The organism is Pseudomonas sp. Marseille-Q5115, from assembly GCF_916618905.1.
In the GTDB taxonomy this organism is placed as follows: Bacteria; Pseudomonadota; Gammaproteobacteria; order Pseudomonadales; family Pseudomonadaceae; genus Aquipseudomonas; species Aquipseudomonas japonica_A.
The window spans coordinates 4,646,178-4,670,223 of the sequence record NZ_CAKAKI010000001.1; the positions used below are offsets into that span (position 1 = coordinate 4,646,178).

Here is a 24,046-nt window from a genome sequence, read left to right on the forward strand (position 1 = left end):
CAGAAATGATCCTTGAGCGCAGGCCTGGCATCGCTGGGCTTTGCGCTAAAAAAGTTGGGCTAAGATAGCACAGCGCCTGCTACGGAACAGCGGCGCCCAAGGCCGACAAGGAGGCAATGATGGCTATTCGAGACTGGCCCGTGGCTGAACGCCCCCGGGAAAAACTGCTCAGCCGTGGCGCCCAGGTGCTATCCGACGCCGAGCTGCTGGCAATTTTCCTGCGTACCGGCGTGAAGGGCTTCAGCGCGGTAGACCTGGCGCGGCGGCTGCTGGATGAAATGGGCGGGTTGCGGGGGCTACTGCAGGCCGACCTGCCGACCTTCAGCGGGCATCTGGGCCTGGGTGAGGCAAAGTACGCGCAGCTGCAGGCCGTGTTGGAAATCGCGCGTCGCCACTTGGCCGAGCAGCTTAAACGGGATTCGGCCCTGGAGAACTCCACGGCGGTCCGCGATTACCTGAAGGCCATGCTGCGGCACGAACCCCACGAGGTATTCGCCTGCCTGTACCTGGACTCCCGCCACCGGGTGCTTGGTTTCGAAGCCCTGTTTCAAGGCTCGATCGACAGCGCCAGTGTGTACCCCCGGCAGGTGGTCAAGCGAGCACTCGCTCACAACGCCGCCGCGCTTATCCTGTGTCACAACCATCCCTCCGGGGTATCCGAGCCCAGCCAGGCGGATCGTCATCTCACGCGGCGCATAAAAGAGGCGCTGGCCTACATCGACGTCAAGGTGCTCGACCACTTCATCATTGGCGAAGGAGAACCACTGTCCATGGCCGAGCTGGGTTTGATGTAAAGCTTCAAGCGCAGGCCGCCTGTACAAGGCGGCCACGCCTGTTCAGTCCAGGCTTGCGTGGCTGAAATCCTGGCGGCCGAAGGGGCTTGGCTCATAGCCCTTCAGGTTTTTGCTGGCCAGCACCGTCACCTCTGGATGTGCCAATGGCAGCCACAGGGCCTGCTTCTGGATCAGGGCCTGCGCCTGGTGATACAGCTCGCTGCGCTCCTGCTGGGAGCGACCGGCCTTGCCCTTGGTGATCAGGCCATCCAGGGTTGGGTCGCAATAACGGGCAAAGTTGGTTCCCGATTGCACCGCCGCACAGGAAAACTGAGGGGTAAGGAAGTTATCCGGGTCGCCGTTGTCGCCCGCCCAGCCCATGAACAACAGATCATGTTCCCCGGCCTTGGCGCGGCGGATCAACTCGCCCCATTCGATGGTGCGAATGTCTGCCTTGATGCCAACCTGGGCAAGGTCAGCCTGCAGCAGTTGGGCACCGGCCGCCGGCGCGGGATTAAGCAGGCTGCCACTGGGGCGAGTCCAGATGGTGGTGCTGAAGCCGTCCTTGAACCCAGCGTCGGCCAGCAATTTGCGCGCTTTGTCGGGGTTATGGTCATAGAGGTGCGCATCGGCGGCATAGCCCCAGGTATTGGTGGGGTAAATGCCACTGGCAGGCTGCGCGGTGTCCTCGAACACGGCCTTGAGGTAACTGGCCTTGTCGAAGGCCAGATTGATAGCCTGGCGCACGGCAGGCTTGTCCAGCGGCGGATGCTGGCTATTGATGGCCACGAACGCGGTCATGAATGCTGCGGTATCCAGCACCTGCAGTTCGCTGTCGGCCCTCACGCTTGCGATGTCCTGTGGCTTGGGTGACAGCGCCACCTGGCATTCGCCTGCGCGCAGCCGTTGCATGCGCACATTCGGGTCGGGGCTGATCGCATAGATCAGAGGATCTACCGCGGGCTTGCCGCCGAAGTAGTCAGCGTTTGCCTTGTAACGTACCTGGGCGTCCTTCTGGTACCGCACAAAAATGAACGGCCCCGTGCCGATGGGTTGGCTGTTGAGCTTTTCAGGCGTGCCGGCTTTCATCAGCTGGTCGGCATACTCGGCCGAATAGATCGAGGCGAAACCCATGCTGAGCGTGGCCAGGAAGGTTGCATCAGGATGATCGAGCACGAAGCGCACGGTAGCGGCGTCAGGTGCATCAATCTGTTTCACCAAGCTGGGCAACTGCATGGATTGCGCATGGGGGAACCCGCTTTGCGCAACCTTGTGCCATGGGTTGGCAGGGTCGAGCATGCGTTTGAAACTGAACACAACGTCCTCCGCCGTCAGCTCGCGGGTAGGCTTGAAATACTCCGTACCGTGGAAGCGCACGCCCTGGCGCAGGTTGAACGTGTAGGTAAGGCCATCTTCGCTGACCGACCACTGCTGCGCCAGGCTCGGTACAACCTTGCCGGCCTTGGCGTCGAAGTCCACCAGGCGGTTCATCAACACGTCTGCAGAAGCGTTGGTGGTGGTGAGCGAGTTATACTGCACCACGTCGAAGCCCTCAGGGCTGGCCTCGGTGCAAACGGAAAGCGGTTTGGCCTGGGCGGTGGCACAGGCGCCAAGTACCGCGAGCAATAGCGGGGTGTAGGCAAGACGCATGGTCGATTCCTTGGCTTTCGGGAGTGGGCCATCTGCCGGTGCAGTCTGGATTTCCTACCCTAGAGATCTCGTTTCGTTTTCGCCATTCAAATTTTCACTCTTCTTCGACGAATGGCACCACCGCTGCAACCATTGCAACCCAGGCATTGCGCGGCCGAGAAGCGCCGGGCGGGGGTTGCCCCTGTTGTTGTAGGCCACGCTTTCTGGTATAAAGCAGCGCTCTTTTCTAGGGGTAGAGCGTTTAGCTCATCGAGCCGAGCCTGTGCGGCCGTGCCGTCTGCCCCTGCGAAACACGGTGTTTGAAGGGTTTCGAGCCTTCGCGCCAATTTTGACTGAGAGATAAAGCGGCCAACCCATGCCGGGTTGGGCATGTGGTTTAGAGGGCTGAGGCATGTCGAGAGTCTGTCAAGTTACCGGTAAGGGTCCGGTAACCGGGAACAACATTTCCCACGCAAACAACAAAACCCGTCGTCGTTTCCTGCCGAACCTGCAGCACCATCGCTTCTGGGTCGAGTCCGAAAAGCGTTTCGTGCGTCTGCGCGTATCCGCCAAAGGCATGCGTATCATCGACAAGCGTGGCATTGACGCCGTTCTGGCCGATATTCGCCGCGATGGCATCAAGGTCTAAGGGAGAAAATCATGCGTGAATTGATCCGTTTGGTGTCGAGCGCCGGTACTGGCCACTTCTACACCACCGACAAGAACAAACGTACCACCCCCGACAAGATCGAGATCAAGAAATTTGATCCGGTGGTTCGCAAGCACGTGATCTACAAGGAAGCCAAGATCAAGTAATTGATCCAGGCTGACGAAAAAAACCCGCTTCCTTCGAAGCGGGTTTTTTTTTACCCCGGCACGGGGGTTCAGCTTAGTTGAAGGCAAATCCGGTGATAGTGCCCTCGGCATCAGCCTGGATGTGCACGCGCTCCGGGTCGAAGATTTTGCTATGCAGCTCGTTAGGGCCGATCACCACGGCGCGGCCAGTCACATCGCTGATGTGGGCCTTCACGCTTGGGGCATAAGTGGTGCCGATAAGGCCTTGCAGCATCTGAACGATTTCTTCATTGGTCATGGGTCAATTCCTTTTGATGGGTGCCCCGGTCGAGGCACGCTGATCATCGCCAGTAGCCGGCCCAGAGCTGCGTTACTTATGTGCTTCAAACACCACGTAGATCTTCCGGCAGGCCTCCAGCACTTCCCAGGTGCCCTTGAAGCCTGCGGGGATCACGAACCGGTCGCCGGCACGCACGGTACGGGCATTGCCGGCCTCATCGCGAAGCACCGACACCCCTTGAACGATTTCGCAGTACTCATGCTCGCTGTAGCTGACGGTCCACTGGCCAACCGCCCCTTCCCATACGCCCGCCGAGAATTGCTCACACGGGCTGCTGTAGTGGTTGAAGACCGCCTGGTCCGGTTCGCCTGCAATGATTTTTTCCGCGGCTGGCCGGTAGCGCACGGGATCCGGCGTCCCGATGGCGAAATCCACGATTTGCTCGACGCTCATGACGATCTCCTTGGTTGTTCAATAAAACGCACATGAGACTGCCGATTGCTGCGCGCTGTCAAATATATTGAAAGCTTTGCGGCAGTGGTTTAGGGTGAACGCCTTTGGCCGAGCTTGGGTCTGGTCGCTGTTTCGACGCGAGCTCCCCGCCCTATAAATCTATAAGAGGAGTTCGTTATGTCCAACCTGACCCTGGCCGACTGGCAACAGCGGGCCGATGCCCTGAAAGTCGAAGGCCGCGCCTTTATCAATGGCCAATACACCAACGCGGTGTCGGGCGCTACGTTCGAATGCGTAAGCCCGGTTGACGGTCGACTGCTGGGCCTTGTAGCCAGCTGCGATGAAGCAGACGCCAACCTGGCGGTAGCCAATGCTCGCCAGGTATTCGAATCCGGTGCCTGGTCCCGCCTGGCGCCGGCCAAGCGCAAGTCGGTGATGATTCGTTTTGCCGGTCTGCTCAAGGCCAACGCCGAAGAGCTGGCACTGCTTGAAACCCTCGATATGGGCAAGCCTATCGGCGACTCGTTGAACATCGACGTTCCGGGCGCAGCCAATGCGCTGAGCTGGAGCGGCGAAGCCATTGACAAGATCTACGACGAAGTGGCCGCCACCCCTCATGACCAACTGGGCCTGGTAACCCGTGAGCCCGTGGGCGTAGTGGGCGCGATCGTTCCGTGGAACTTCCCTCTGATGATGGCGTGCTGGAAGCTGGGCCCTGCGCTGTCTACCGGTAACTCGGTGGTGCTCAAGCCTTCGGAAAAATCCCCGCTCACCGCCATCCGTATCGCGCAACTGGCCATCGAGGCGGGTATCCCCGCTGGCGTGCTGAACGTACTGCCTGGCTATGGCCATACTGTCGGCAAGGCGCTGGCCTTGCACATGGATGTAGATACCGTCGTGTTCACTGGCTCTACCCGTATCGCCAAGCAACTGATGGTGTATGCAGGCGAGTCCAACATGAAGCGCATCTGGCTCGAAGCCGGCGGCAAAAGCCCGAACATCGTCTTCGCCGACGCACCGGATCTGCAAGCCGCCGCTGAATCGGCCGCCAGTGCCATCGCCTTCAACCAGGGTGAAGTGTGCACCGCGGGCTCGCGCCTGCTGGTAGAGCGCTCGATCAAGGATCGCTTCCTGCCGATGGTGGTAGAGGCGCTCAAGGGCTGGAAGCCAGGCAACCCACTGGACCCACAAACCACCGTGGGCGCGCTGGTCGATACCCAGCAGATGAACACCGTGCTGTCGTACATCGATGCCGGCCATAGCGATGGTGCAACGCTGGTCGCAGGCGGCAACCGCATCCTCGAGGAAACCGGTGGCACCTACGTGGAACCCACCATCTTCGACGGCGTGAGCAATGCCATGCGTATCGCCAAGGAAGAAATCTTCGGGCCAGTGCTGTCGGTGATCACTTTCGATACCGCCGAAGAAGCCGTGGCTATCGCCAACGACACCCCCTACGGCCTGGCCGCAGGCGTGTGGACAGCCGACCTGTCCAAGGCCCATAACACCGCTCGCGCCCTGCGTGCCGGTAGCGTATGGGTGAACCAGTACGATGGCGGCGACATGACCGCACCGTTCGGTGGGTTCAAGCAGTCGGGCAACGGCCGTGACAAGTCGTTGCACGCCTTCGACAAGTACACCGAACTGAAAGCTACCTGGATCAAGTTGTAATCCCGCCCAGCCCCTGGCCTGGAATGGCCGGGGGCGCCTCGCCTTTCTCGCAGGAGCGCCTCGATGCCGTGGGGAACGTATTTTGCCGTGTTGTCTTCGGTGCTGAGCGTTGGCCTGGCGCTGGGCATGAGCATGCCTCTGGTGTCGCTGCGGCTGGAGAGCTGGGGCTATGGCAACTTTGCAATCGGGATCATGTCCGCTATGCCGGCGCTGGGCGTGCTGCTGGGGGCCCGGGTATCCAGCCGCCTCGCTGCTCGCTTCGGCACCGCTCGCGCCATGCAGTTATGCCTGGGCGCGGGCGCTGTTTCCATCGGGCTGTTGGCGCTGTGGCCCAGCTACCCCTTGTGGATACTGCTGCGCCTGGTGATCGGCAGTGTGCTCACCATCGTTTTTGTTTTGGGCGAAAGCTGGATCAACCAGCTGGTGGTGGAGCAGTGGCGTGGCCGACTGGTCGCGTTATATGGCTGCTGCTATGCCCTCAGTCAATTGGCCGGTCCGCTGCTTCTCGGCGCGATTGGTACCGAACAGGATCATGGCTTCTGGCTGGCAACAGCGCTGCTGCTGGTGTCCCCGTTTTTGTTGCTCGGCCGTGGCGGCGCGCCGGTCACCGAGGCGGCGACGGTCACCCTGGCGGACTTGTGGATATTTTGCCGACGCATGCCGGTAATTGCCTACGCCATTGCCTTGTTCGCCGGCTTTGAAGCCTTGATCCTGTCCCTGTTGCCGGTGTACTGCCTGCAACAGGGATATGACGCCCGCATCGCCTTGTACATGGTCAGCGCCGTGGTACTGGGCGATGCGGTTTTACAATTGCCGATCGGCGCGTTGGCTGACTACCTGCCCCGGCGCGGCCTGTTCCTTGGTTGCGCAGGCCTGCTCGCAGTCAGCAGTGCGTTGATCCCCTTGGCCATACACCACCCGCTGGTGTGGGGGTTGTGGGTGCTGTTCGGTGCCAGCGCCGGGGGCTTGTTTACATTGTCGCTGGTGTTCATCGGCGAGCAGTTCCGTCACGACGAACTGGTGCGTGCCAACGCCCATGTGGCGCAGTTATGGGGGGTCGGCTGCCTGATCGGGCCCCTGATCGCTGGTGCCGGCAACCAGTGGCTTACCGGCCACGCGCTGCCCTTGATGATGGCCACCGGTGCGGCCGGCCTGGTATGGCTGGCCTGTCGTCAGCCCGTGCTTGCGGCTGAAAAGGCCATGTAGGGCCCAGGCGTAGCCCGGCAAGTTCGCAGGCTTGCGCCTACTCTCACAAAATCCGCGCTGGCCGCGGTCATGTCAAAGAAGCTTTTCCAGCCCGATGCGCTGGCTCACCCACGCATTGAACCGTCGCCACCAGTCGCCGGGTTCGCGTTTTAGTACATGCACGCGATGGTCGTCCTCGGTTACCCACTCGAGCTCGTCGTCATTGAGCTCTACCTGGTAGCTCAACGCCGGTGACATGCCCTGCAATGCAAGCTCTCGGGTGTACCCTGCAAGCTCCTCGCTATCGACCAATACGCCCACTTCGGTATTCCACAATACCGAACGCGGATCGAAGTTGAACGAACCGATGAATACCTTGCGCTTATCCAGCACCATCGCCTTGCTGTGCAAGCTGGAGGCTGAGCTGCCATGCAGCCGGTAAGAGAACCCTGCGTCGTCCCCTGGTTGCCGCCGGAGCTCGAAAAGCCTGACGCCATGCTCGAGCAATGCCTTGCGGTAGGGCGCGTAACCGCCATGCACCGCTGGCACGTCGGTCGCTTCCAATGAGTTGGTGAGCAGCGAGACAGCCACCCCTTCGTCCGCGCGGCTGGTGAGGTACAGCAAGCCAGGTTCACGAGGCACGAAGTACGCTGAAATCAGCAATAGCTCCTGGTGGACATTCAATAACTCGGGGGCCAACTGGGTAGTGAGCAACAGGTGAGGGTCGGGCTCGCCGCTAGAGAGGATCTTGGCTGGCGCGTCCCACATCACGGTGCTGGGCGCCCAGATCAGCTCCTGGCGCCACGTGCTGAGCCGGGGAGCTTCGCGGTAGCTCATCAAGCGGTCATACAGGGCCTTTTGTTTTACGCTCGCTTTGCGCAATGACGCATCCAGCCGTTCCCGAAAGCCCGGTAGCGCCTGACGCGCGACGGGCACGTCGGAAAGCTCCCCAAGCGGCCGGCTGAGTCGATGGTTCCAGTACTGGTCGAAGCTGTAACCCAGGTCTCGGGCCACCGGGCCGAACCCTAGCAGGTCGATGTCAGTGAAATTCAGGTTGGGCTTGGCGTCGAAGTATTCGTCGCCCAGGTTGCGTCCGCCCACGATGGCAGCGCTGTCGTCGGCGATCCAGACCTTGTTGTGCATGCGCCGGTGCTGCTGGGACAGGTCCAGCAGGCGGCCGAACCCTCGAGTAACGCCGGTGCCGCGCCCCAGGTGAGTGGGGTTGAACAGGCGCACCTCGATGTCAGGATGGCTGGCAACCGTTTCCAGAAGGCCCTCGAGATCATCGCTGGCCGTGTCATCGAGCAGGATACGCACCCGCACCCCTCTATCGGCGGCGTCCAGCAGCTCGCGCATCAATGTGCGGGTGCTGAGCCCGTCGTGCACGATGTAATACTGAATGTCCAGGCTGGTTCGCGCGTTGCGGATCAACTCCGCACGGGCGCGAAACGCTTCGCCACTATCGGGCAACAGGCGAAAACCGGATTGCCCAGGGTGGCCGTGGGCCTGTTCAAGCACAGAGCGGCCGAATGCAGATTGCTCCGCCGGGATCCTTTCACTGGGCACGGGCGGCGGCGCCTGGCCTGCGCAACCCGCAAGTACCAGGTTCAAGAGCACAACCGCCAGCAGACGGGCAGTGAGGGACATAGCGGTCTCGCTGCGATCGATAGAGCCCATGTGACAACCGTTGCGCTTGGAAAGTTACGCTTGAACCGCCTGCATCCGGGCCAACAAGGCGCTTGCGGTTTCACCCACCTGCCTTACAGCAGCTTCGAGGGCTGGAGTAGGGCGGGGCGCGAAGTTCATGCGCAGGCAGTTACGAAACTTGCCGGAGGCCGAGAAGATGCTGCCTACCGCAATCTGTACCCCTTGCCCGAGCAGGGCTTGATTCAGCCGCAGCGTGTCGAAGCCTTCCGGCAATTCGATCCACAGCATGAAGCCGCCCTGGGGCCGGCTGGCGCGAGTACCGGCGGGGAAGTAACGGCGTACCCAGTCGGTCATCTGGTCACGGCCGCGCTGGTATTGCGCACGCATGCGGCGCAGGTGGGGCTCGTAATGACCGCCCTCGATGAAATCGGCAATTGCCAGTTGTGGCTGGGTAGCCGTGCTGCCGGTGCCGATGTACTTCATGTGCAGCACTCGCTCAAGGTAGCGCCCCGGCGCGACCCAGCCAACCCTCAGGCCGGGTGCGATCGTTTTGGAGAACGAACTGCACAGCAGCACACGGCCATCCACGTCAAACGACTTGATGGTGCGCGGGCGGGGATAGGTATATGCAAGGTCGCCATACACATCGTCCTCGATAATGGCCACGTCGAAGCGCTGCGCCAAGGTCAACAGCTGCCGTTTGCGCGCTTCCGGCATGATGTAGCCGAATGGGTTGTTACAGTTGGGCGTGAGCTGAATGACCTTGATCGGCCACTGTTCCAGTGCCAGTTCCAACGCCTCCAGGCTGATCCCGGTAACAGGGTCGGTAGGGATTTCCAGCGCCTTCATGCCCAACCCCTTGAGGGTTTGCATGGCGCCGAAGAAGCTGGGCGAATCTACCGCGACGATATCCCCTGGCTGGCAGATGGCGCGCACGCTGCTGGAAAGTGCTTCATGGCAACCGGTAGTCACCACCAGGTCTGCCGCGGTCAGGCGGCATCCCGAATCTACCAGCAGGCGGACGATCTGCTCGCGCAGTGCTTCGGTGCCATACACCGTGTCGTAATACAGCCCGGGCATGTCCTGGCGTCGGCTGAGCTGAGCCAGGCCGCGCAGCAGGGGCTTGAGGGTGGCGCTGGTCACGTCAGGCATGCCGCGCCCTAGCTGCACAATGTCCTTGCGGGGCGGGCTGCGCACCAGTTCCACCACTTGGTCCCATTGGGAAATGTCCACGGGGCGCTGCGCCGGGCGGCCCACTTCCGGCAAGGCGGGCAGCGTCTTGTTCGATACGAAGTACCCCGATTTTGGGCGCGGCGCCGCCAGGCCATTGTCTTCGAGTAGCCGGTAGGCCTGCTGTACGGTGCTTAAGCTCACACCGTGTTCTGTACTGAGCGCACGGACCGAGGGCAACCGATCACCGGGCCGATACAGGCCTTGTTCGATTCGGTCTTCCAGCAGCCGGGCAAGGTTCATGTAGAGGGTCATGGAATACTCTGTGGTAGTCGTGCGCGCTAATGCAGTACAGATTTGGCAAAAATATAGCATTCAGCAAAGTAAAGCCGCCATCTGTATGGAAAAGAAGGGTGACTTTTGAATCTGTAATGCGTTGGCCGCCAATGGCATCCTTTTGTCCAGGATGCACGGGAGGCTTCAGACATGAACGGCTTCACAGATGTACGGCTTTATCTCAAACAACAGGAACTTGATCCACCGGCAAGCAGCGTGGGCACCTGTAAAAGCGGGCCTGCCGGAATGAGCCGCTGGGCGCTGATATGCCACCGGTGGGTCACGCGCCGCCAACTGCTGGCGCTCTCTGCCAGCGAACTGGCGGATGTGGGCCTGACTGCCCAGCAGCAGAGGGAGGAGGGACTGAAGCCTTTCTGGCGAGAGTAGGCTGCAGCCTCAGACGAGTTCCTTGAGCCGGTGCCATAGCATGCCGAGGGCGAGCAAGGGCGAACGCAAATGCTTGCCGCCGGGGAAGGTCATGTGCGGCACCTTGGCGAACAGGTCGAACCCACCGCCCACCTTGCCGGTAATGGCCTCGGCCAGCAGCCGCCCCGCGAGGTGGGTAGCGTTCAGGCCATGCCCGGCATAGGCCTGGGCGTAGTACACGTTAAGGTGGCTGGCGAGGCGGCCGATCTGAGGCAACCGGTTTGCGCCAATCCCGATCATGCCGCCCCACTGGTAATCGATGTGCACGCCACTCAGCTGCGGGAAAACCTTCAACATCTTGGGGCGCATGTACGCGGCAATGTCCTGCGGATCGCGCCCGGAATAGTGGCAGGCCCCGCCGAACAGCAGCCGGCGGTCTGCGGATAGGCGGAAATAATCCACGGTGACTCGCTGATCGCACGCCGCCATATTGCGCGGCAGTAGCTCGCGGGCCAGTGCCACGGGCAGCGGCTCGGTGGCAATGATGTAGCTTCCCGCTGGCAGCACCTTGCCGCCCAACTCAGGGTTCAGGTCACCCAGGTAGGCATTGCAAGCCAGCACCAGTGTCTCGGCGCGAACCGAGCCGTGCGCCGTGTGCACGCTTATTTCCGGGCCGTAGTCGATACGGGTCACTGGCGAACGTTCGAACACCTGGGCGCCCAGGCTTCGCGCCACGGCGGCCTCCCCAAGCGCAAGATTCAAGGGGTGCAGGTGGCCGGAGCCCATATCGACCAGGCCGCCATGATAGCGCGCGGACCCCACAACGCCGGGCAACTGCTGCGCGGTGATCAATTCCATGGCATGGCGGTACCCCAGGCCGCGCAGCTCGGCTATTTCCGCCGCGAATGCTTCGAACTGGGCGGGCTTGTTAGCCAGATCGCAGTAACCCCAGGTGAGGTCGCATGCCAGGTTGTATTTTTCGACTCGCTGCCGAACGATCTCCACCGCCTCCAGGCCCATCCGCTTGAGCTGGCGCACGCCAGCATGCCCTAGCAGGGGCTCGAATTGCTCGACGTCGTGGCCCACTCCGCGGATCAACTGCCCTCCGTTTCGCCCTGAGGCTCCCCAGCCAATGGTTCGAGCCTCGAGCAGTGCCACGCTCATGCCCCGTTCGGCCAGTTCGATGGCTGTATTGAGGCCACTGAAGCCGCCGCCCACGATGCACACATCGACCTTGAGCTCACCTTGCAGGTAAGGATATTCCGGCAATACAAGGCGGGTCGCTTCGTAATAGGAAGCGGGTTGATCGAGGTGTGAGGCATGCCGGACAGTGGCATCCATAAGCGCATCCTGGTGGTGTGACTGTTAGCGAAATTTAACACCCGTGGGTGTATTCGTGCACGGGTCAGTCCGGTATTGGCAACGTGAGGCTTTCTTTGACCTCTTCCATCACGATGTAACTTTTGGATTCACGCACGTGCGGCAGCTTCAACAGAATGTCCCCCAGCAGCTTGCGGTAGGAGGCCATCTCGGAAATACGTGCCTTCACGAGGTAGTCGAAATCCCCAGATACCAGATGGCATTCCAGTACGTGTGGCAGCTTGAGCACCGCGCGCCTGAACTCCTCGAAGGTATCTCCGGATTTGTAGTCCAGGCTGATTTCCACGAACACCAGCAGGCTACCTTTGAGGTGTTGGGGATTGAGCCGAGCGTAATAGCCCATGATGATGCCTTCACGCTCCAGCCGGCGAACCCGTTCGGTACAGGGCGTGGTGGACAGCCCCACCTTTTCCCCCAGCTCGGTGAAGGACAGGCGCCCGTCGGCCTGCAACAGGCGCAGAATATTGCGGTCAATCCTATCAAGCTCGCGCTTGGTCTGATGATGGGTGCGCATAGGCGATGCCCCTCCGGAAAAGCCAATCTTGCCGAGAATTCTCGCCAAATATAGCGCTACATACAGTGAATAGCACTGGTTTCCAGTCCATATACTGCCGTCAATTTCGTCTAGAACACATTCGAACCGCGGCCGGCCGCGAGAAGGGGTTGAACATGCGAGTACTGGTATTGGGCAGTGGGGTGATCGGCACCACTACCGCGTATTACCTCGCGCGGCAGGGCTTCGAGGTTGTGGTAGTCGACCGCCAGCCCGCAGTGGCAATGGAAACCAGTTTCGCCAACGCGGGCCAGGTGTCTCCTGGTTATGCTTCGCCCTGGGCCGCACCGGGTATTCCGCTCAAGGCGCTCACATGGCTGGCTCAGCGCCATGCTCCGTTGGCGATCAAGGCTACCGGCAGCCTGGACCAATACCTGTGGATGGCGCAAATGCTGCGTAACTGCACAGCCAGCCGCTATGCCATCAACAAGGAGCGGATGGTACGGCTGTCAGAGTACAGCCGCGATTGCCTCGATGAGTTGCGTTCCGAAACCGGCATCACCTACGAAGGCCGTACCCTGGGCACTACGCAGGTGTTCCGTACCCAGGAGCAGCTCGATAACGCGGCCAAGGACATTGCGGTTCTGAAACAGTCCGGTGTGCCTTACGAAGTGCTTGATCGCGCTGGTATCGCCCGCGTGGAGCCTGCGCTTGCGGCCACCGGCGACCTGCTCGTAGGCGCGCTGCGCCTGCCTAACGATCAAACCGGCGATTGCCAGATGTTCACCACGCGTCTGGCAGAAATGGCCAAGGCGCTGGGCGTGGAGTTCAGGTTCGGGCAAACCATCGAGCGGCTGGATTTCGCAGGGGACCGCGTGAACGGTGTGATCATCGACGGCAAGCTGGAAACCGCCGACCGCTACGTGCTTGCCCTGGGCAGCTACTCGCCCGCGCTGCTGAAGCCATTGGGGATCAAGGCGCCGGTGTATCCATTGAAGGGCTACTCGCTCACCGTGCCGATTACCGATGCGGCGATGGCACCTACCTCGACCATCCTCGACGAAACCTACAAAGTGGCGATCACCCGTTTCGATAATCGCATTCGGGTAGGGGGCATGGCCGAGATTGCCGGCTTCGATCTGTCGCTCAACCCGCGCCGGCGCGAAACGCTGGAGATGATCGTCAATGATCTCTATCCTCGCGGCGGCGACCTTGCGCAGGCCACGTTCTGGACAGGCTTGCGCCCGACCACCCCGGATGGCACGCCTATCGTGGGGGCGACGCCGATGCGCAACCTGTTCCTCAATACCGGCCACGGTACGCTTGGCTGGACCATGGCGTGCGGCTCCGGTCGCCTGCTCGCAGACCTGATGGCGCGCAAGAAGCCGCAAATCAGCGCCCAAGGCCTCGATATTTCCCGCTACGGCAGTCACCAGGAGAACTCCAGGCATGGTAATCCAGCGCCAGCTCACTAATGAACGCATGAGCCAGATCGTTACCCATAACGGGGTGGTGTATCTGGCTGGCCAGGTCGGCGACGACATGACGGCCGGCATTGAGCAACAAACCCGGGAAACCCTGGCAAATATCGAGCGCCTGCTCGACCTGGCAGGCTCCAGCAAGGAGCAGCTGCTCTCGGTGACTATTTACCTGAAAGACATCGACGCTCATTTCGAAGGCATGAATGCCGTGTGGGACACCTGGGTCCCCAGAGGCTTCGCCCCAGCCCGGGCGACGGTGGAGGCCAAGCTGTGCGAGCCGGAAATTCTCGTTGAGCTGTCGGTGACCGCTGCCCTGAAGTAACGATTCCTCGCCCGGGGGGCTTCGTGTCCTCCGGGTTTTTTCTCCCCGAACCTTGAACTTCGAAGAGCCCTTTCATGCGCCCCGCCCGTGCCCTTATCGACCTGCAAGCCCTGCGTGAAAACTACCGTCTTGCGCGCGAGCTCACCGACGCTCGCGCCTTGGCGGTTATCAAGGCCGATGCATATGGGCACGGCGCGGTGCGTTGCGCGCAAGCGCTCGCCGAGGTGGCCGATGGTTTCGCGGTGGCCTGTATCGAGGAGGCGTTGCAGCTGCGCGAGGCAGGTATCCAGGCGCCTATCCTGTTGTTGGAAGGTTTTTTCGAAGCAGCTGAATTGCCGTTGATCGCCGAGCACTCTCTCTGGTGCGTGGCTCACTCGTTGTGGCAGGTGGAGGCGATAGAGCAGGCCGCGTTGCCAACGCCAATCACGGTGTGGCTGAAGATGGATTCCGGCATGCATCGGGTGGGTGTACATCCGGCCGACTATGCCCGGGCCTATCAGCGCCTGCTGGCCAGCGGCAAGGTCGCCAAAGTGGTGTTGATGAGCCATTTCTCCAGCGCCGATGAGTTGGACAACCCTCGCAGCGCCGAGCAAGTGGAGCAGTTCAAGCAGGCCAGTGAAGGCCTGGCGGCCGAAGTGAGCCTGCGCAATTCACCCGCTGTGTTGGGCTGGCCACAGGTGCCCAGCGACTGGGTGCGCCCAGGGATCATGCTGTATGGCGCAACACCCTTCGAACAGCCACACCCCAACGCCGACCGCCTGCAGCCGGTGATGACGCTTGAATCCCGGGTGATCTGCGTACGCGAATTGCCCGAAGGCGAGCCGATCGGCTACGGGCAGAGCTTCGTGACCGACCGCCCGATGCGCGTAGGTGTGGTTGCCATGGGGTACGCCGATGGCTACCCGCGCCATGCACCGACTGGCACGCCGGTGATGGTGGCCGGCAAACGAAGCCGCCTGCTAGGGCGGGTATCCATGGATATGCTGTGCGTGGACCTCACCGACGTACCCGAAGCCACCCTTGGCAGCCCGGTTGAGTTGTGGGGGCGCCAGGTACTTGCCAGTGAAGTGGCCAGCTGGGCACAAGCCATTCCCTACCAGCTGTTCTGCAACCTCAAGCGGGTGCCGCTCGTGTACAGCGAGTGAGGCGCAAGTGGCTGCGAAATAACCCTTCGACGGGTGCGGGTGTTGTAAATACTGAACGCTGTTGCGATCATACCGTTCATTATTGCCAGCAGATGCCCCGAGGAGGGTTCCGTCATTGGACGTCGGTGAACGATTGCAAGCCATTCGCAAGCTCAAGGGCCTGTCTCAACGTGAGTTGGCCAAACGCGCGGGGGTAACCAACAGCACCATCTCGATGATCGAGAAAAACAGCGTAAGCCCGTCGATCAGTTCGCTGCGTAAAGTGCTGAGCGGGATACCCATGTCCATGGTGGAGTTCTTTTCCGAGGAACTCGCTCCCGAAAGCACGGCCCAGATCGTCTACAAGGCTAACGAGCTGATCGATATCTCTGACGGCGCAGTCACAATGAAGCTGGTCGGTCGTGGCCACAGCAGCCGCGCGATTGCCTTTCTCACCGAAATCTATCCGCCGGGCGCGGATACCGGCGAAGAAATGCTCACGCATGACGGCGAGGAAACCGGCATTCTCATCGAAGGCCGCCTGGAGCTTGTAGTGGGCCTGGAAACGTTCGTGCTGGAAGCTGGCGACAGTTACTATTTTGAAAGCACCCGCCCACACCGCTTCCGCAACCCCTACGACGCTCCCGCTCGGCTGATCAGCGCGGCCACGCCGGCGAATTTCTGAGCCACTCAAAGCTGTTCTGAGCGGCCTTATTCGCGAGCTTCGCCTTCGGCTTTGCCCATCTCCTACGCCCTCGCAGTTCCCCTGTGGGAAGCGGCGGGGCCGGCCATCCGGCGGAGTTCGCGAAAAGGGCGAAACCCATTCGCGGGCTGTCGCCTACCGAAACATTCAACCGCGGCGCGGTCATAGTCACAGAGCATCCGAAACGGAGGTTGTGATGACTGATGTGCTAAGCCTGGAACGCGCGGTAGACGTAGTGTTGGAGCGCTTGCCCGCGCATATCCGGCTTGGCCTTCCCCTTGGGCTGGGCAAGCCGAACCGGTTTACCAACGCCCTGTACGCCCGGATCAAAACCCTTCCCGAGCGGCAGCTCACGATTTATACCGCCCTGTGCCTGAGCCGCCCGCCACTGGGCGACGGATTGCAGCGTCGTTTTCTGGAACCCTTCATCGAACGGGTTTACGGCGATTATCCTGAGCTGGACTTTGTAGCGGACCTCGCGGCCGACGCCTTGCCAGCAAACGTGCGGGTGGAGCAGTTTTTCATGCAGTCCGGCGCGCTAGAGGGTAGCCATCAGGCCCAGCAGGGCTATGTAAGCAGCAACTACAGCCATGCCGCCAGGGACATCAATGCCCAAGGCATAAACCTTGTGGCCCAGCTGGTGGCTGAAGACCCACAACGGCCTGGCTTGCTCAGCCTTAGCTGTAATCCCGACATCACGCTCGATTTGCTGCCCATGCTGGAGCACCGCCGTTGGGGTGGTGAAACCATCCTGATGCTAGGCCAGGTACATGCTCAATTGCCCTACATGCCCGGCGAGGCGGAGCTCCCGCGCGAACAGTTCGACCTACTGATCGATACCCCCGAGCAAACGCCGCTGTTCTCCACGCCTAATCAGCCAGTTGGCGTACGTGAGCACTTCATCGGTTTGCATGCCAGTACATTGGTACGCGATGGCGGTACGTTGCAGATAGGCATCGGCGCGCTAGGGGATGCGATCACCGCAGCGTTGCTTGCCCGCCAGGCGGATAACACGGGGTATCGCTCGCTGGTGCAGGAAGCCCAGCTGCAACAATGGGATGAGCTGATCCAGAGGGAAGGCGGGCTGGCGCCCTTTGCCGAAGGGCTTTATGGCTGTAGCGAAATGTTCGTCAATGGCTTGCTGGTGCTCGCCGATGCTGGCGTACTGCGCCGGCGCGTGACGGGCGGCCCCAATGGCCCCGGCCCTGAACTGGATGAAGAGGGCGCGGTGCTGCACGGTGGCTTCTTCCTGGGCCCCTCGGCGTTCTATGCCCGGCTTCGTGAAATGCCGTTACAGGCCAGGGCCCGTTTTGCCATGACTGCCATCAGCTACGTGAACAAGCTGTATGGCGATGAAGACCTCAAGCGTCAGCAGCGCCGATACGCCCGCTTCATCAACACAGCATTGAGCGTCAATCTGTTCGGTGCGGCTGCGTCCGACCAGTTGCAAGACGGCCGTGTGCTCAGCGGTGTGGGAGGGCAGTTCGACTTCGTGGTGCAAGGGCATGAACTTGAACGCGCGCGGTCCATCCTGCTCCTGCGCAGCTGGCGGGAAAGCGGTGGCGTGGTGAGCTCGAATATCGTGTGGGAGCAGAACCACTGCACCATCCCGCGGCACTTGCGCGATATCGTGATCACCGAGTACGGCATCGCGGATTTGCGCGGCAAAAGTGACGCCCAGGTGATCGAGGCGTTGCTGAACATCGCTGACTCGCGCTTTCAGCCGGCGCTTCTCGACCAGGCACAGTTGGCGGGCAAACTGCCAAGAGATTTCCGGATAGACCCGCGCTTCACGGACAACACCCCGCAGCGGCTGGAGGACATTCGCACCCGGCATGCTCACCTATTCCCGGAATACCCCTTGGGCAGCGATTTCTCTGAAGCGGAAAAGGACCTGTTGCGGGCGCTGAACTGGCTTAAAAGCAAATTCCACCTCACCGAACTGCTGGACCTGGGCCGTGCTGCCCTGGACGCGCCCAGCGCTTCGCTGTATCCCGAACACCTGGCGCGCATGAGCCTGGACGAACCCGGAGGCCTGCGTGAGCAGTTGGAACAGCGGCTGCTGTTGGCGGGGTTACAGGCCACTCGGCCGCACTGGCCTACCTCCATGCCAACCCCCATGGCCGCCACGCTTGCGCGCGACCTGGAGTAGCCGCGACCTGGAGTGACAAGGCAGTGCCGGGAGGCGCTGAAAAATGCCCTCCCGGCCGATGCGTCACTCAGGTATGAACGTCACCTTGCCGCCAGCCAGGGATGCAACCCGCGCCAGCGACTCTACCCGGTAACCTTGCTCTTCCAGCTGGGCACGGCCGGTCTGGAAGGACTTTTCGATCACGATGCCCAGCCCGGCCACATGGGCGCCGGCCTGGTGAATGATCGAGATCAACGCCTGGGACGCTCGCCCGTTGGCGAGGAAGTCGTCGATGATCAATACCTGATCATCCTTGGCCAAGTGCCGCGGTGAAATGGCAACCGTGCTTTCCGTCTGCTTGGTGAAGGAATACACCGGGGCGGTAAGCAAGTGTTCGGTAAGGGTCAGCGAAGCATGCTTGCGGGCGAATATCACCGGCACCCCCAGGATCAACCCGGTCATTACCGCCGGGGCAATGCCGGAGGCTTCGATGGTGACGATCTTGTTGATACCCAGTCCGCCGAAGCGGCGGGCGAATTCCTCGCCGATGGCTTGCATCAGGGCAGGGTCGATCTGGTGATTGAGGAAGGCGTCCACCTTCAGTACCTGGTCGGACAGAACGATCCCTTCTTCACGGATCTTGTTATGCAGGGCTTCCACGGGGGCTCCTTGGATCAGCGCTTGAGCATGGCGCGGATGTCCGCCAATGCATGGTTGCCCCGGGCGGCTTTTACCTCCACGGGGGTGTCTTGCAAACCTTCCCAGGCCAGGTCGTCGGCGGGAAGTTCGTCGAGGAAGCGGCTGGGTGAGCAGTCGATAACCTCTCCATATTGCTTGCGTTTGGCTGCGAAGGTGAAGGCCAGCGTTTGCCGGGCGCGGGTGATACCCACGTAGGCCAGGCGGCGTTCCTCTTCGATGGTGTCAGCTTCGATGCTGGAACGGTGCGGGAGGATTTCCTCTTCCATGCCCATGATAAAGACATAGGGAAACTCCAGCCCCTTGGAGGCGTGCAGGGTCATCATCTGCACGCCGTCGGCACCGTCTTCTTCTTCCTGCTGGCGTTCGAGCATATCGCGCAGCACCAGCTTGCCGATGGCATCCTCGATCGTCATGTCGCCGTCCTCGTCTTTTTCGAGGGTGTTTTTCAGCGCTTCGATCAGGAAGTTCACGTTACCGATACGATAGTCGGCCGCCTTGTCGCTGGAGCTGTTCTGGCGAATCCAGTTGTCGTAGTCGATATCAGTCACCATGGCGCGCAGCGCGGCGATCGGATCGTCCTGGGCGACCTGGTGCCGCACGCCGTCCATCCAGCGCTTGAAACGTTGCAGGCGGTCCACGTAACGGGTGTCCAGATGTTCGGCCAGGCCGAGCTCGGCGCTCGCGGTGTACATCGAGGTACCCCGCTGCGTGGCGTAGTTACCCAGCTTTTCGAGCGTAGTGGAGCCGATCTCCCGCCGCGGTACGTTGATTACCCGCAGGTAGGCGTTGTCGTCATCGGGGTTCACCAGCAGGCGGAAATAGGACATCAGGTCCTTCACTTCCTGGCGGGCGAAGAAACTGGTACCGCCGGATAACCGGTACGGCACCTGATGATGCTGCAGCTTGAGCTCGATCAGCTTCGCTTGATAGTTGCCGCGGTAAAGGATGGCGAAGTCCCGGTAGGGGCGGTCGGTGCGCAGGTGCAGCGTGAGAATTTCCATCGCTACCCGCTCGGCTTCGGCGTCCTCGTTTTTGCAACGGATTACCCGGATCTCGTCGCCATGGCCCATCTCGCTCCACAGCTGCTTTTCGAATGCGTGCGGGTTATTGGCGATCAAGGTGTTGGCGCAGCGCAGGATCCGGCTGGTAGACCGGTAGTTCTGCTCCAGCATCACCACCTTCAGCGAAGGGTAGTCCTCCTTGAGCAGCATCAGATTTTCCGGCCGCGCGCCGCGCCATGCGTAGATAGACTGGTCGTCGTCGCCTACCACGGTGAACTGGTTACGGGTACCGATCAGCTGTTTCACCAGCAGGTACTGGCTGGCGTTGGTGTCCTGATACTCGTCCACCAGCAGGTAGCGCACACGGTTCTGCCATTTTTCCAGGATGTCTGGATGGTCCTGGAACAGCTTGACCGGCAGCAGGATGAGATCGTCGAAATCCAGTGCGTTATAGGCCTTGAGCGTGCGCTGGTAGGCGGCGTACACGATGGCCGCGGTTTGCTCACGAGGGTTGCGGGCGCTTTCGAGTGCCTCTGGCGGCAGTATCAGGTCGTTTTTCCAGCTGCCGATCATGTGCTTGATCTCGTCCGCCCCGTCGTCGCCGGCGTATTCCTTCTGCATGATGTCGGTGAGCAGCGCTTTGATATCGCTCTCGTCGAAGATCGAGAACCCGGGCTTGTAGCCTAGCCGCGCGTACTCCTTGCGGATGATGTTCAACCCCAGGTTGTGGAAGGTGGACACCGTAAGCCCGCGGCCCTCGCCACCGCGCAGCAGGCTGCTCACGCGCTCTTTCATCTCGCGCGCGGCCTTGTTGGTGAAGGTCACCGCCACGATGTATTGGGCACGCATGCCGCACTGCTGCACAAGGTAGGCAATCTTGCGGGTGATCACGCTTGTCTTGCCCGAGCCGGCGCCAGCCAGCACCAGCAATGGGCCACCGACGTAGTTCACGGCTTCTTGTTGCCTGGGGTTGAGCCGAGACATGGATTCCAGAGGGGTCGCTAAAAAGGGTCGCGCATTTTAACAGGACAGGCGCTTTCTGCCGCGACCGTCTCTCCCCCTCTATGTTTTTTTATGAATTTTGTTACTTTGGTTGTACCTGGCCACCTGTTTGTACAGGGTGACGTTGATCATGATGCTTGTGTCCTTGCAAATCATTATCATTGGCCCCGCCAGATCAATTGCGCGCCATGGGGCGTCATGCTTTTAAGGAGCTCGCTTGTCTACGCTCACTGAACCCTTGCGGCTGCTGCTGATCGCGCAACAGGACGTGTGGGAAGCTGCGGTGCGTAAAAGCCTCGCCGGGTTGAGCGAGGCTTGCACGTTGCTCAGAGCAACGGAGTGGGGCGCGCATTGGGACGAATTTGCCGAGGAAGGCCTTGTATTGGTACTGGCCACGCCTGAATGTCAGCCCCCGGCGGGGCGGTGTGCCTGGCCGCAAGTGTTGCTACTGGAGCGCGAACCCCCGGAGCCGCCGGTTGGCGTGAGCGACTGGCTCGTGCTGCCTCACCTGAATGCCGACGCCCTGCGCCGCTGCGTGCGCCACGTGTGCGAGCGCAGCGTGCTGCAAGGTACTTTGCAGCGCCTGGCCGAAGAAGACACGCTCACGGGCATTGCCAACCGCCAAGGCTTTCTGGCCATGCTGGCGACGAGCCTGGCGGGTGGTGATGGCCGGGGCTTGGCGCTGGGCCATCTCGACCTGGATAACTTCCGCCATGCCAACGACTGCCTGGGCTACCAGGCCGGAGACAGGCTCATTCTCGAGGTGGTGGCCAGGCTCAAGGCGCAGCTGGGCCCCGGCGACAGGCTGGCGCGTCTGGGGGGTGATGAATTTGCCCTGCTTATCGATACCCGCCGCGATTCGCAACGTGCCGAGCGCCTTGCCGAGCAGATCATCGAAGCGCTGGGCGAACCTTACTGGGTCGACGGCGAGAGCCTGTTGATCGGTTGTAGCCTGGGTATTGCCCACGGGCAGGCGCGCACCGACCCTGATCCGCTCATGTGGCACGCCCATATCGCCATGCGCCAGGCCAAGAGCGTTCAGGGCTGTACCTTTCATGTGTTCAACGAACGGATCAATCGGCATGCGCGCAGCATGGCAGACCTGGAGGGCGAGCTGCGCCGGGCGCTACGCCGTGACGAGCTGGAAATGCACTATCAGCCGCGGCTGGATCTGCCCAGCGGCCGTATCGTGGGGCTTGAAGCCTTGGTGCGGTGGCGCCATGCGGAACGTGGCCTGTTAGGCCCAAGCGAATTCGTTCCTCTCGCGGAGCAAAGCGGGCTTATCGTACCGCTGGGTTACTGGGTGCTGGCCCGGGCCCTCGAGGATATGCAAACCCTGCGCAACGCCGGCATCGCGCCATTACACATGGCAGTGAACCTCTCCTTTCGGCAGTTTCAGGACAGCCAGCTACTGAGCACACTCAGCCGTCTGATAAACGACCGAGACATCGACGCCAGTTGGCTCGAGTTCGAACTGACCGAAACCGCCGTGATGCGGCGCAACGATCAAGTGCGCCATACCATGGACGCCCTTGGCCAACTAGGGGTTCGCTTTTCACTGGATGACTTCGGCACGGGCTTCTCTTCCTTTGTGCATTTGAGCAGCCTGCCCATTGCCTTGCTGAAAATCGACCGTAGCTTCGTGGCGGGCATGGACGAGCGCGCTGAGAGCCGGCAACTCGTCAAAGCGATGGTCAACCTTGCGCACAACCTGCATCTGGAAGTGGTTGCCGAAGGTGTGGAAACGGTGGAGCAGCTCGACGAACTACGCAGGTATGGATGCGACCAGGTGCAGGGGTTCCTGGTCAGCAGGCCCCTGCCACTGCAGCCTCTGATGGCCTACCTGCACGCTGGGCTGGACCACTACGCAGACGTAGGAATGCGCTGACCGCTGAAACTTACGCCGGCTCGCTGGCCGCTTGCCCCGTGCCGAGCGGCGGCTGCAGCCGCTTGAGTTTTGCTTCGAACGCAACGGTAAGGCTGACGGCCGCACACGCCAGCCCCAGGGCCAGGCCCCACCACACACCTACCGCGCCGTGGCCCAGGTTGAACGCAAGCAGCCAGGCGGCCGGCGCGCCAACCAGCCAGTAGCAGGCCAGGCCTACCAGGAACGTAAGACGGGCGTCTTTTAAGCCGCGAATGGCGCCCATGGCGATGGTTTGTACCCCATCGAAGAGTTCGAACCAGGCCGCTACCGCGAGCAATTGCAGCGCCAGCGTGTAAATGTCCGCAAACGCCGGGTCGTTTCGGTCAATGAACAGGCCTACCAGTGCTCCAGGCATCAGCCATAGCACAAGGGAAAAGCTCAGCATGATCGCGGCACCGAAGCCAATACCTACTCGCCCGGCCTGACGTACCTGATTCAACTGGCCTGCGCCATAGTGGCGGCCGATGCGCAAGGTAACGGCGTAGGAAAGGCCCGCCGGTACCATAAAGGCGACGGATACGATCTGTAGGGCAATCTGGTGCGCACCGAGCTGGGTCTGGCCCATGTTGCCCATGCACAGCGCCGCGAACGCGAACAGGCCAACCTCCACTGCATAAGTGCCGCCGATGGGTAGCCCCAGGCGCCACAACTCCTTCAGTGACTCAGCGCAGGGTCGCCCCAGGCCATGGAGGAAGGGGTAGGCAGCATAGCTCCGGCCTCGGCTTACATAGCCTGCCAGGCTGAGACCCATCACCGTGGTAACGGTAGCCGTCACCAGGCCAATACCCATCAGTCCCATTTGCGGCAGGCCGAGCCAGCCGTCGATCAGCGCAAGGTTCAACACGAGGTTCAGCGCCGTGGCTGCGACGCTGATGACCATCACAGGCGCGGCCTTGCCCACTGCGCTGGTAAAGCCTCGCAGTGCCATGAAGCTCAGGGAGCCGGGGAGGGCGAACGCCAGCACCTTCAGGAACTCGCTGGCCGCGGCGACGTTTTCGGGCGCCTGGCCCAGGTGCAGCAGCACGGGCGGCAGGTTCCACAGCAGTATCCCGCCGGCCAATGCAAGGCTCCATGCCAGCCACAACCCCGCCTGGGTCAGCCGAGTGACGCCGGCGGGATCGGAAGCGCCATGACGAATGGACACCAGCGTGCCGACCGCGGCGATCACGCCAATGCAGAAAATCGACACGAACGAATAGCTGGCGGCCCCCAGGCTTCCGCCGGCCAACGCCTGTGGGCCGATGCGCGCCATCATTATCGTGTCGGTCAGGATCATCAGCATATGCGCCAACTGCGAAGCAATCAGCGGGCCGGCCAGGCGTAACAGCGCCTTGAGTTCGGAGCGAGGAGTCAACGGCATGTGCAAAGAGGATCCAGTGAATCGGAGAGGTGATTCTGCGCCTTGCCCGGCTCGCTAACAAAAGGATAATAGCGATCGGTGGCATGAGTATGACTCATGCCTGGCGCTCAACCCATGG

At 61.3% G+C, this 24,046-nt stretch carries 22 protein-coding genes; 12 read left to right on the plus strand and 10 right to left on the minus strand.

The features are described 5' to 3' along the window. Positions 1-119: 119 nt before the first annotated feature. Entirely contained in the window at positions 120-794 is a 675-nt protein-coding gene (gene radC / locus LG385_RS21190) for a RadC family protein (protein ID WP_225775785.1), read from the plus strand. A gap of 42 nt (positions 795-836) precedes the next feature. On the opposite strand, the gene LG385_RS21195 is transcribed toward radC, so the two are convergent. After that, positions 837-2,423 (minus strand): ABC transporter substrate-binding protein, encoded by a 1,587-nt coding sequence (locus LG385_RS21195; RefSeq protein WP_225775786.1) that lies wholly within the window; start codon positions 2,421-2,423, stop codon positions 837-839. Between the two features lie 391 nt (positions 2,424-2,814). Here LG385_RS21195 and rpmB point away from each other — a divergent pair, with 391 nt between their 5' ends. Then, positions 2,815-3,051: a 50S ribosomal protein L28 gene (gene rpmB / locus LG385_RS21200; RefSeq protein WP_040260312.1), complete on the plus strand. Its 237-nt coding sequence runs from the start codon at positions 2,815-2,817 to the stop codon at positions 3,049-3,051. A gap of 11 nt (positions 3,052-3,062) precedes the next feature. Further along, complete coding sequence (gene rpmG / locus LG385_RS21205; protein ID WP_003457707.1) at positions 3,063-3,218, plus strand: 50S ribosomal protein L33; 156 nt, start codon at positions 3,063-3,065, stop codon at positions 3,216-3,218. A gap of 73 nt (positions 3,219-3,291) precedes the next feature. On the opposite strand, the gene LG385_RS21210 is transcribed toward rpmG, so the two are convergent. Both LG385_RS21210 and LG385_RS21215 read right to left on the minus strand, forming a co-directional pair. Further along, positions 3,292-3,495, minus strand: coding sequence for a hypothetical protein (locus tag LG385_RS21210; protein ID WP_225775787.1), 204 nt, complete (start codon positions 3,493-3,495; stop codon positions 3,292-3,294). A gap of 72 nt (positions 3,496-3,567) precedes the next feature. Next, a complete protein-coding gene (locus tag LG385_RS21215; protein ID WP_225775788.1) occupies positions 3,568-3,930 on the minus strand; it encodes a cupin domain-containing protein in 363 nt (120 codons plus the stop codon). Positions 3,931-4,107: 177 nt separating this feature from the next. Here LG385_RS21215 and LG385_RS21220 point away from each other — a divergent pair, with 177 nt between their 5' ends. Together LG385_RS21220 and LG385_RS21225 are read left to right on the plus strand one after the other, a co-directional pair. Next, positions 4,108-5,601 (plus strand): aldehyde dehydrogenase, encoded by a 1,494-nt coding sequence (locus tag LG385_RS21220; RefSeq protein WP_225775789.1) that lies wholly within the window; start codon positions 4,108-4,110, stop codon positions 5,599-5,601. Positions 5,602-5,664: 63 nt separating this feature from the next. After that, positions 5,665-6,807 carry an MFS transporter gene (locus LG385_RS21225; protein ID WP_225775790.1) on the plus strand — a complete coding sequence of 381 codons (1,143 nt, stop codon included), beginning with the start codon at positions 5,665-5,667 and terminating at the stop codon, positions 6,805-6,807. A gap of 72 nt (positions 6,808-6,879) precedes the next feature. On the opposite strand, the gene LG385_RS21230 is transcribed toward LG385_RS21225, so the two are convergent. Next, on the minus strand, positions 6,880-8,433 hold the full coding sequence (locus LG385_RS21230; RefSeq protein WP_225775791.1) for a phospholipase D family protein: 1,554 nt from the start codon (positions 8,431-8,433) through the stop codon (positions 6,880-6,882). A gap of 54 nt (positions 8,434-8,487) precedes the next feature. Continuing rightward, complete coding sequence (locus LG385_RS21235; RefSeq protein WP_225775792.1) at positions 8,488-9,918, minus strand: PLP-dependent aminotransferase family protein; 1,431 nt, start codon at positions 9,916-9,918, stop codon at positions 8,488-8,490. Positions 9,919-10,089: 171 nt separating this feature from the next. Between LG385_RS21235 and LG385_RS21240 the strand changes: the two genes are divergently transcribed. Next, complete coding sequence (locus LG385_RS21240; RefSeq protein ID WP_181111090.1) at positions 10,090-10,326, plus strand: DUF1127 domain-containing protein; 237 nt, start codon at positions 10,090-10,092, stop codon at positions 10,324-10,326. A 9-nt stretch (positions 10,327-10,335) separates the two neighbouring features. Here LG385_RS21240 and LG385_RS21245 read toward each other — a convergent pair whose 3' ends face one another. Together LG385_RS21245 and LG385_RS21250 are read right to left on the minus strand one after the other, a co-directional pair. Beyond that, entirely contained in the window at positions 10,336-11,646 is a 1,311-nt protein-coding gene (locus tag LG385_RS21245; protein ID WP_225775793.1) for an NAD(P)/FAD-dependent oxidoreductase, read from the minus strand. Between the two features lie 64 nt (positions 11,647-11,710). Further along, positions 11,711-12,199: an Lrp/AsnC ligand binding domain-containing protein gene (locus tag LG385_RS21250; RefSeq protein ID WP_181111088.1), complete on the minus strand. Its 489-nt coding sequence runs from the start codon at positions 12,197-12,199 to the stop codon at positions 11,711-11,713. 155 nt (positions 12,200-12,354) lie between these two features. Here LG385_RS21250 and dadA point away from each other — a divergent pair, with 155 nt between their 5' ends. The 5 genes from dadA to LG385_RS21275 all read left to right on the plus strand — a co-directional run bounded on the left by dadA (position 12,355) and on the right by LG385_RS21275 (position 17,960). After that, on the plus strand, positions 12,355-13,653 hold the full coding sequence (gene dadA, locus LG385_RS21255; protein WP_225775794.1) for a D-amino acid dehydrogenase: 1,299 nt from the start codon (positions 12,355-12,357) through the stop codon (positions 13,651-13,653). After that, the gene (locus LG385_RS21260; RefSeq protein WP_225775795.1) at positions 13,628-13,981 is read left to right on the plus strand and encodes a RidA family protein; all 354 of its coding nucleotides are present in this window, start codon (positions 13,628-13,630) and stop codon (positions 13,979-13,981) included. Before dadA ends, LG385_RS21260 begins: the two co-directional genes overlap by 26 nt. A 74-nt stretch (positions 13,982-14,055) precedes the next feature. After that, entirely contained in the window at positions 14,056-15,126 is a 1,071-nt protein-coding gene (gene alr, locus LG385_RS21265; RefSeq protein ID WP_225775796.1) for an alanine racemase, read from the plus strand. Positions 15,127-15,241: 115 nt separating this feature from the next. Further along, positions 15,242-15,790 (plus strand): cupin domain-containing protein, encoded by a 549-nt coding sequence (locus LG385_RS21270; protein ID WP_225775797.1) that lies wholly within the window; start codon positions 15,242-15,244, stop codon positions 15,788-15,790. 214 nt (positions 15,791-16,004) lie between these two features. After that, on the plus strand, positions 16,005-17,960 hold the full coding sequence (locus tag LG385_RS21275) for an acetyl-CoA hydrolase/transferase C-terminal domain-containing protein (protein WP_225775798.1): 1,956 nt from the start codon (positions 16,005-16,007) through the stop codon (positions 17,958-17,960). A gap of 63 nt (positions 17,961-18,023) precedes the next feature. On the opposite strand, the gene LG385_RS21280 is transcribed toward LG385_RS21275, so the two are convergent. Then, positions 18,024-18,599 carry a xanthine phosphoribosyltransferase gene (locus LG385_RS21280; RefSeq protein WP_181111082.1) on the minus strand — a complete coding sequence of 192 codons (576 nt, stop codon included), beginning with the start codon at positions 18,597-18,599 and terminating at the stop codon, positions 18,024-18,026. A 14-nt stretch (positions 18,600-18,613) separates the two neighbouring features. Continuing rightward, positions 18,614-20,623, minus strand: a complete 2,010-nt coding sequence (gene rep, locus LG385_RS21285; protein WP_181111081.1) for a DNA helicase Rep — start codon at positions 20,621-20,623, stop codon at positions 18,614-18,616. A 235-nt stretch (positions 20,624-20,858) separates the two neighbouring features. Here rep and LG385_RS21290 point away from each other — a divergent pair, with 235 nt between their 5' ends. Next, positions 20,859-22,529 (plus strand): putative bifunctional diguanylate cyclase/phosphodiesterase, encoded by a 1,671-nt coding sequence (locus LG385_RS21290; RefSeq protein ID WP_225775799.1) that lies wholly within the window; start codon positions 20,859-20,861, stop codon positions 22,527-22,529. Between the two features lie 10 nt (positions 22,530-22,539). Here LG385_RS21290 and LG385_RS21295 read toward each other — a convergent pair whose 3' ends face one another. Beyond that, the gene (locus tag LG385_RS21295) at positions 22,540-23,934 is read right to left on the minus strand and encodes a NorM family multidrug efflux MATE transporter (RefSeq protein ID WP_413247341.1); all 1,395 of its coding nucleotides are present in this window, start codon (positions 23,932-23,934) and stop codon (positions 22,540-22,542) included. Positions 23,935-24,046: the final 112 nt, after the last annotated feature.

Bases quoted from the DNA above. Each gene is read 5' to 3' on its own strand.
- LG385_RS21250 (WP_181111088.1), bottom strand. From the start codon at position 12,199: ATGCGCACCCATCATCAGACCAAGCGCGAGCTTGATAGGATTGACCGC.
- LG385_RS21220 (WP_225775789.1), top strand. From the start codon at position 4,108: ATGTCCAACCTGACCCTGGCCGACTGGCAACAGCGGGCCGATGCCCTG.
- alr (WP_225775796.1), top strand. From the start codon at position 14,056: ATGCGCCCCGCCCGTGCCCTTATCGACCTGCAAGCCCTGCGTGAAAAC.
- LG385_RS21225 (WP_225775790.1), top strand. From the start codon at position 5,665: ATGCCGTGGGGAACGTATTTTGCCGTGTTGTCTTCGGTGCTGAGCGTT.
- LG385_RS21230 (WP_225775791.1), bottom strand. From the start codon at position 8,433: ATGTCCCTCACTGCCCGTCTGCTGGCGGTTGTGCTCTTGAACCTGGTA.
- dadA (WP_225775794.1), top strand. From the start codon at position 12,355: ATGCGAGTACTGGTATTGGGCAGTGGGGTGATCGGCACCACTACCGCG.
- LG385_RS21260 (WP_225775795.1), top strand. From the start codon at position 13,628: ATGGTAATCCAGCGCCAGCTCACTAATGAACGCATGAGCCAGATCGTT.
- radC (WP_225775785.1), top strand. From the start codon at position 120: ATGGCTATTCGAGACTGGCCCGTGGCTGAACGCCCCCGGGAAAAACTG.
- LG385_RS21240 (WP_181111090.1), top strand. From the start codon at position 10,090: ATGAACGGCTTCACAGATGTACGGCTTTATCTCAAACAACAGGAACTT.
- LG385_RS21195 (WP_225775786.1), bottom strand. From the start codon at position 2,423: ATGCGTCTTGCCTACACCCCGCTATTGCTCGCGGTACTTGGCGCCTGT.
- rpmB (WP_040260312.1), top strand. From the start codon at position 2,815: ATGTCGAGAGTCTGTCAAGTTACCGGTAAGGGTCCGGTAACCGGGAAC.
- LG385_RS21275 (WP_225775798.1), top strand. From the start codon at position 16,005: ATGACTGATGTGCTAAGCCTGGAACGCGCGGTAGACGTAGTGTTGGAG.
- rpmG (WP_003457707.1), top strand. From the start codon at position 3,063: ATGCGTGAATTGATCCGTTTGGTGTCGAGCGCCGGTACTGGCCACTTC.
- rep (WP_181111081.1), bottom strand. From the start codon at position 20,623: ATGTCTCGGCTCAACCCCAGGCAACAAGAAGCCGTGAACTACGTCGGT.
- LG385_RS21215 (WP_225775788.1), bottom strand. From the start codon at position 3,930: ATGAGCGTCGAGCAAATCGTGGATTTCGCCATCGGGACGCCGGATCCC.
- LG385_RS21235 (WP_225775792.1), bottom strand. From the start codon at position 9,918: ATGACCCTCTACATGAACCTTGCCCGGCTGCTGGAAGACCGAATCGAA.
- LG385_RS21210 (WP_225775787.1), bottom strand. From the start codon at position 3,495: ATGACCAATGAAGAAATCGTTCAGATGCTGCAAGGCCTTATCGGCACC.
- LG385_RS21245 (WP_225775793.1), bottom strand. From the start codon at position 11,646: ATGGATGCCACTGTCCGGCATGCCTCACACCTCGATCAACCCGCTTCC.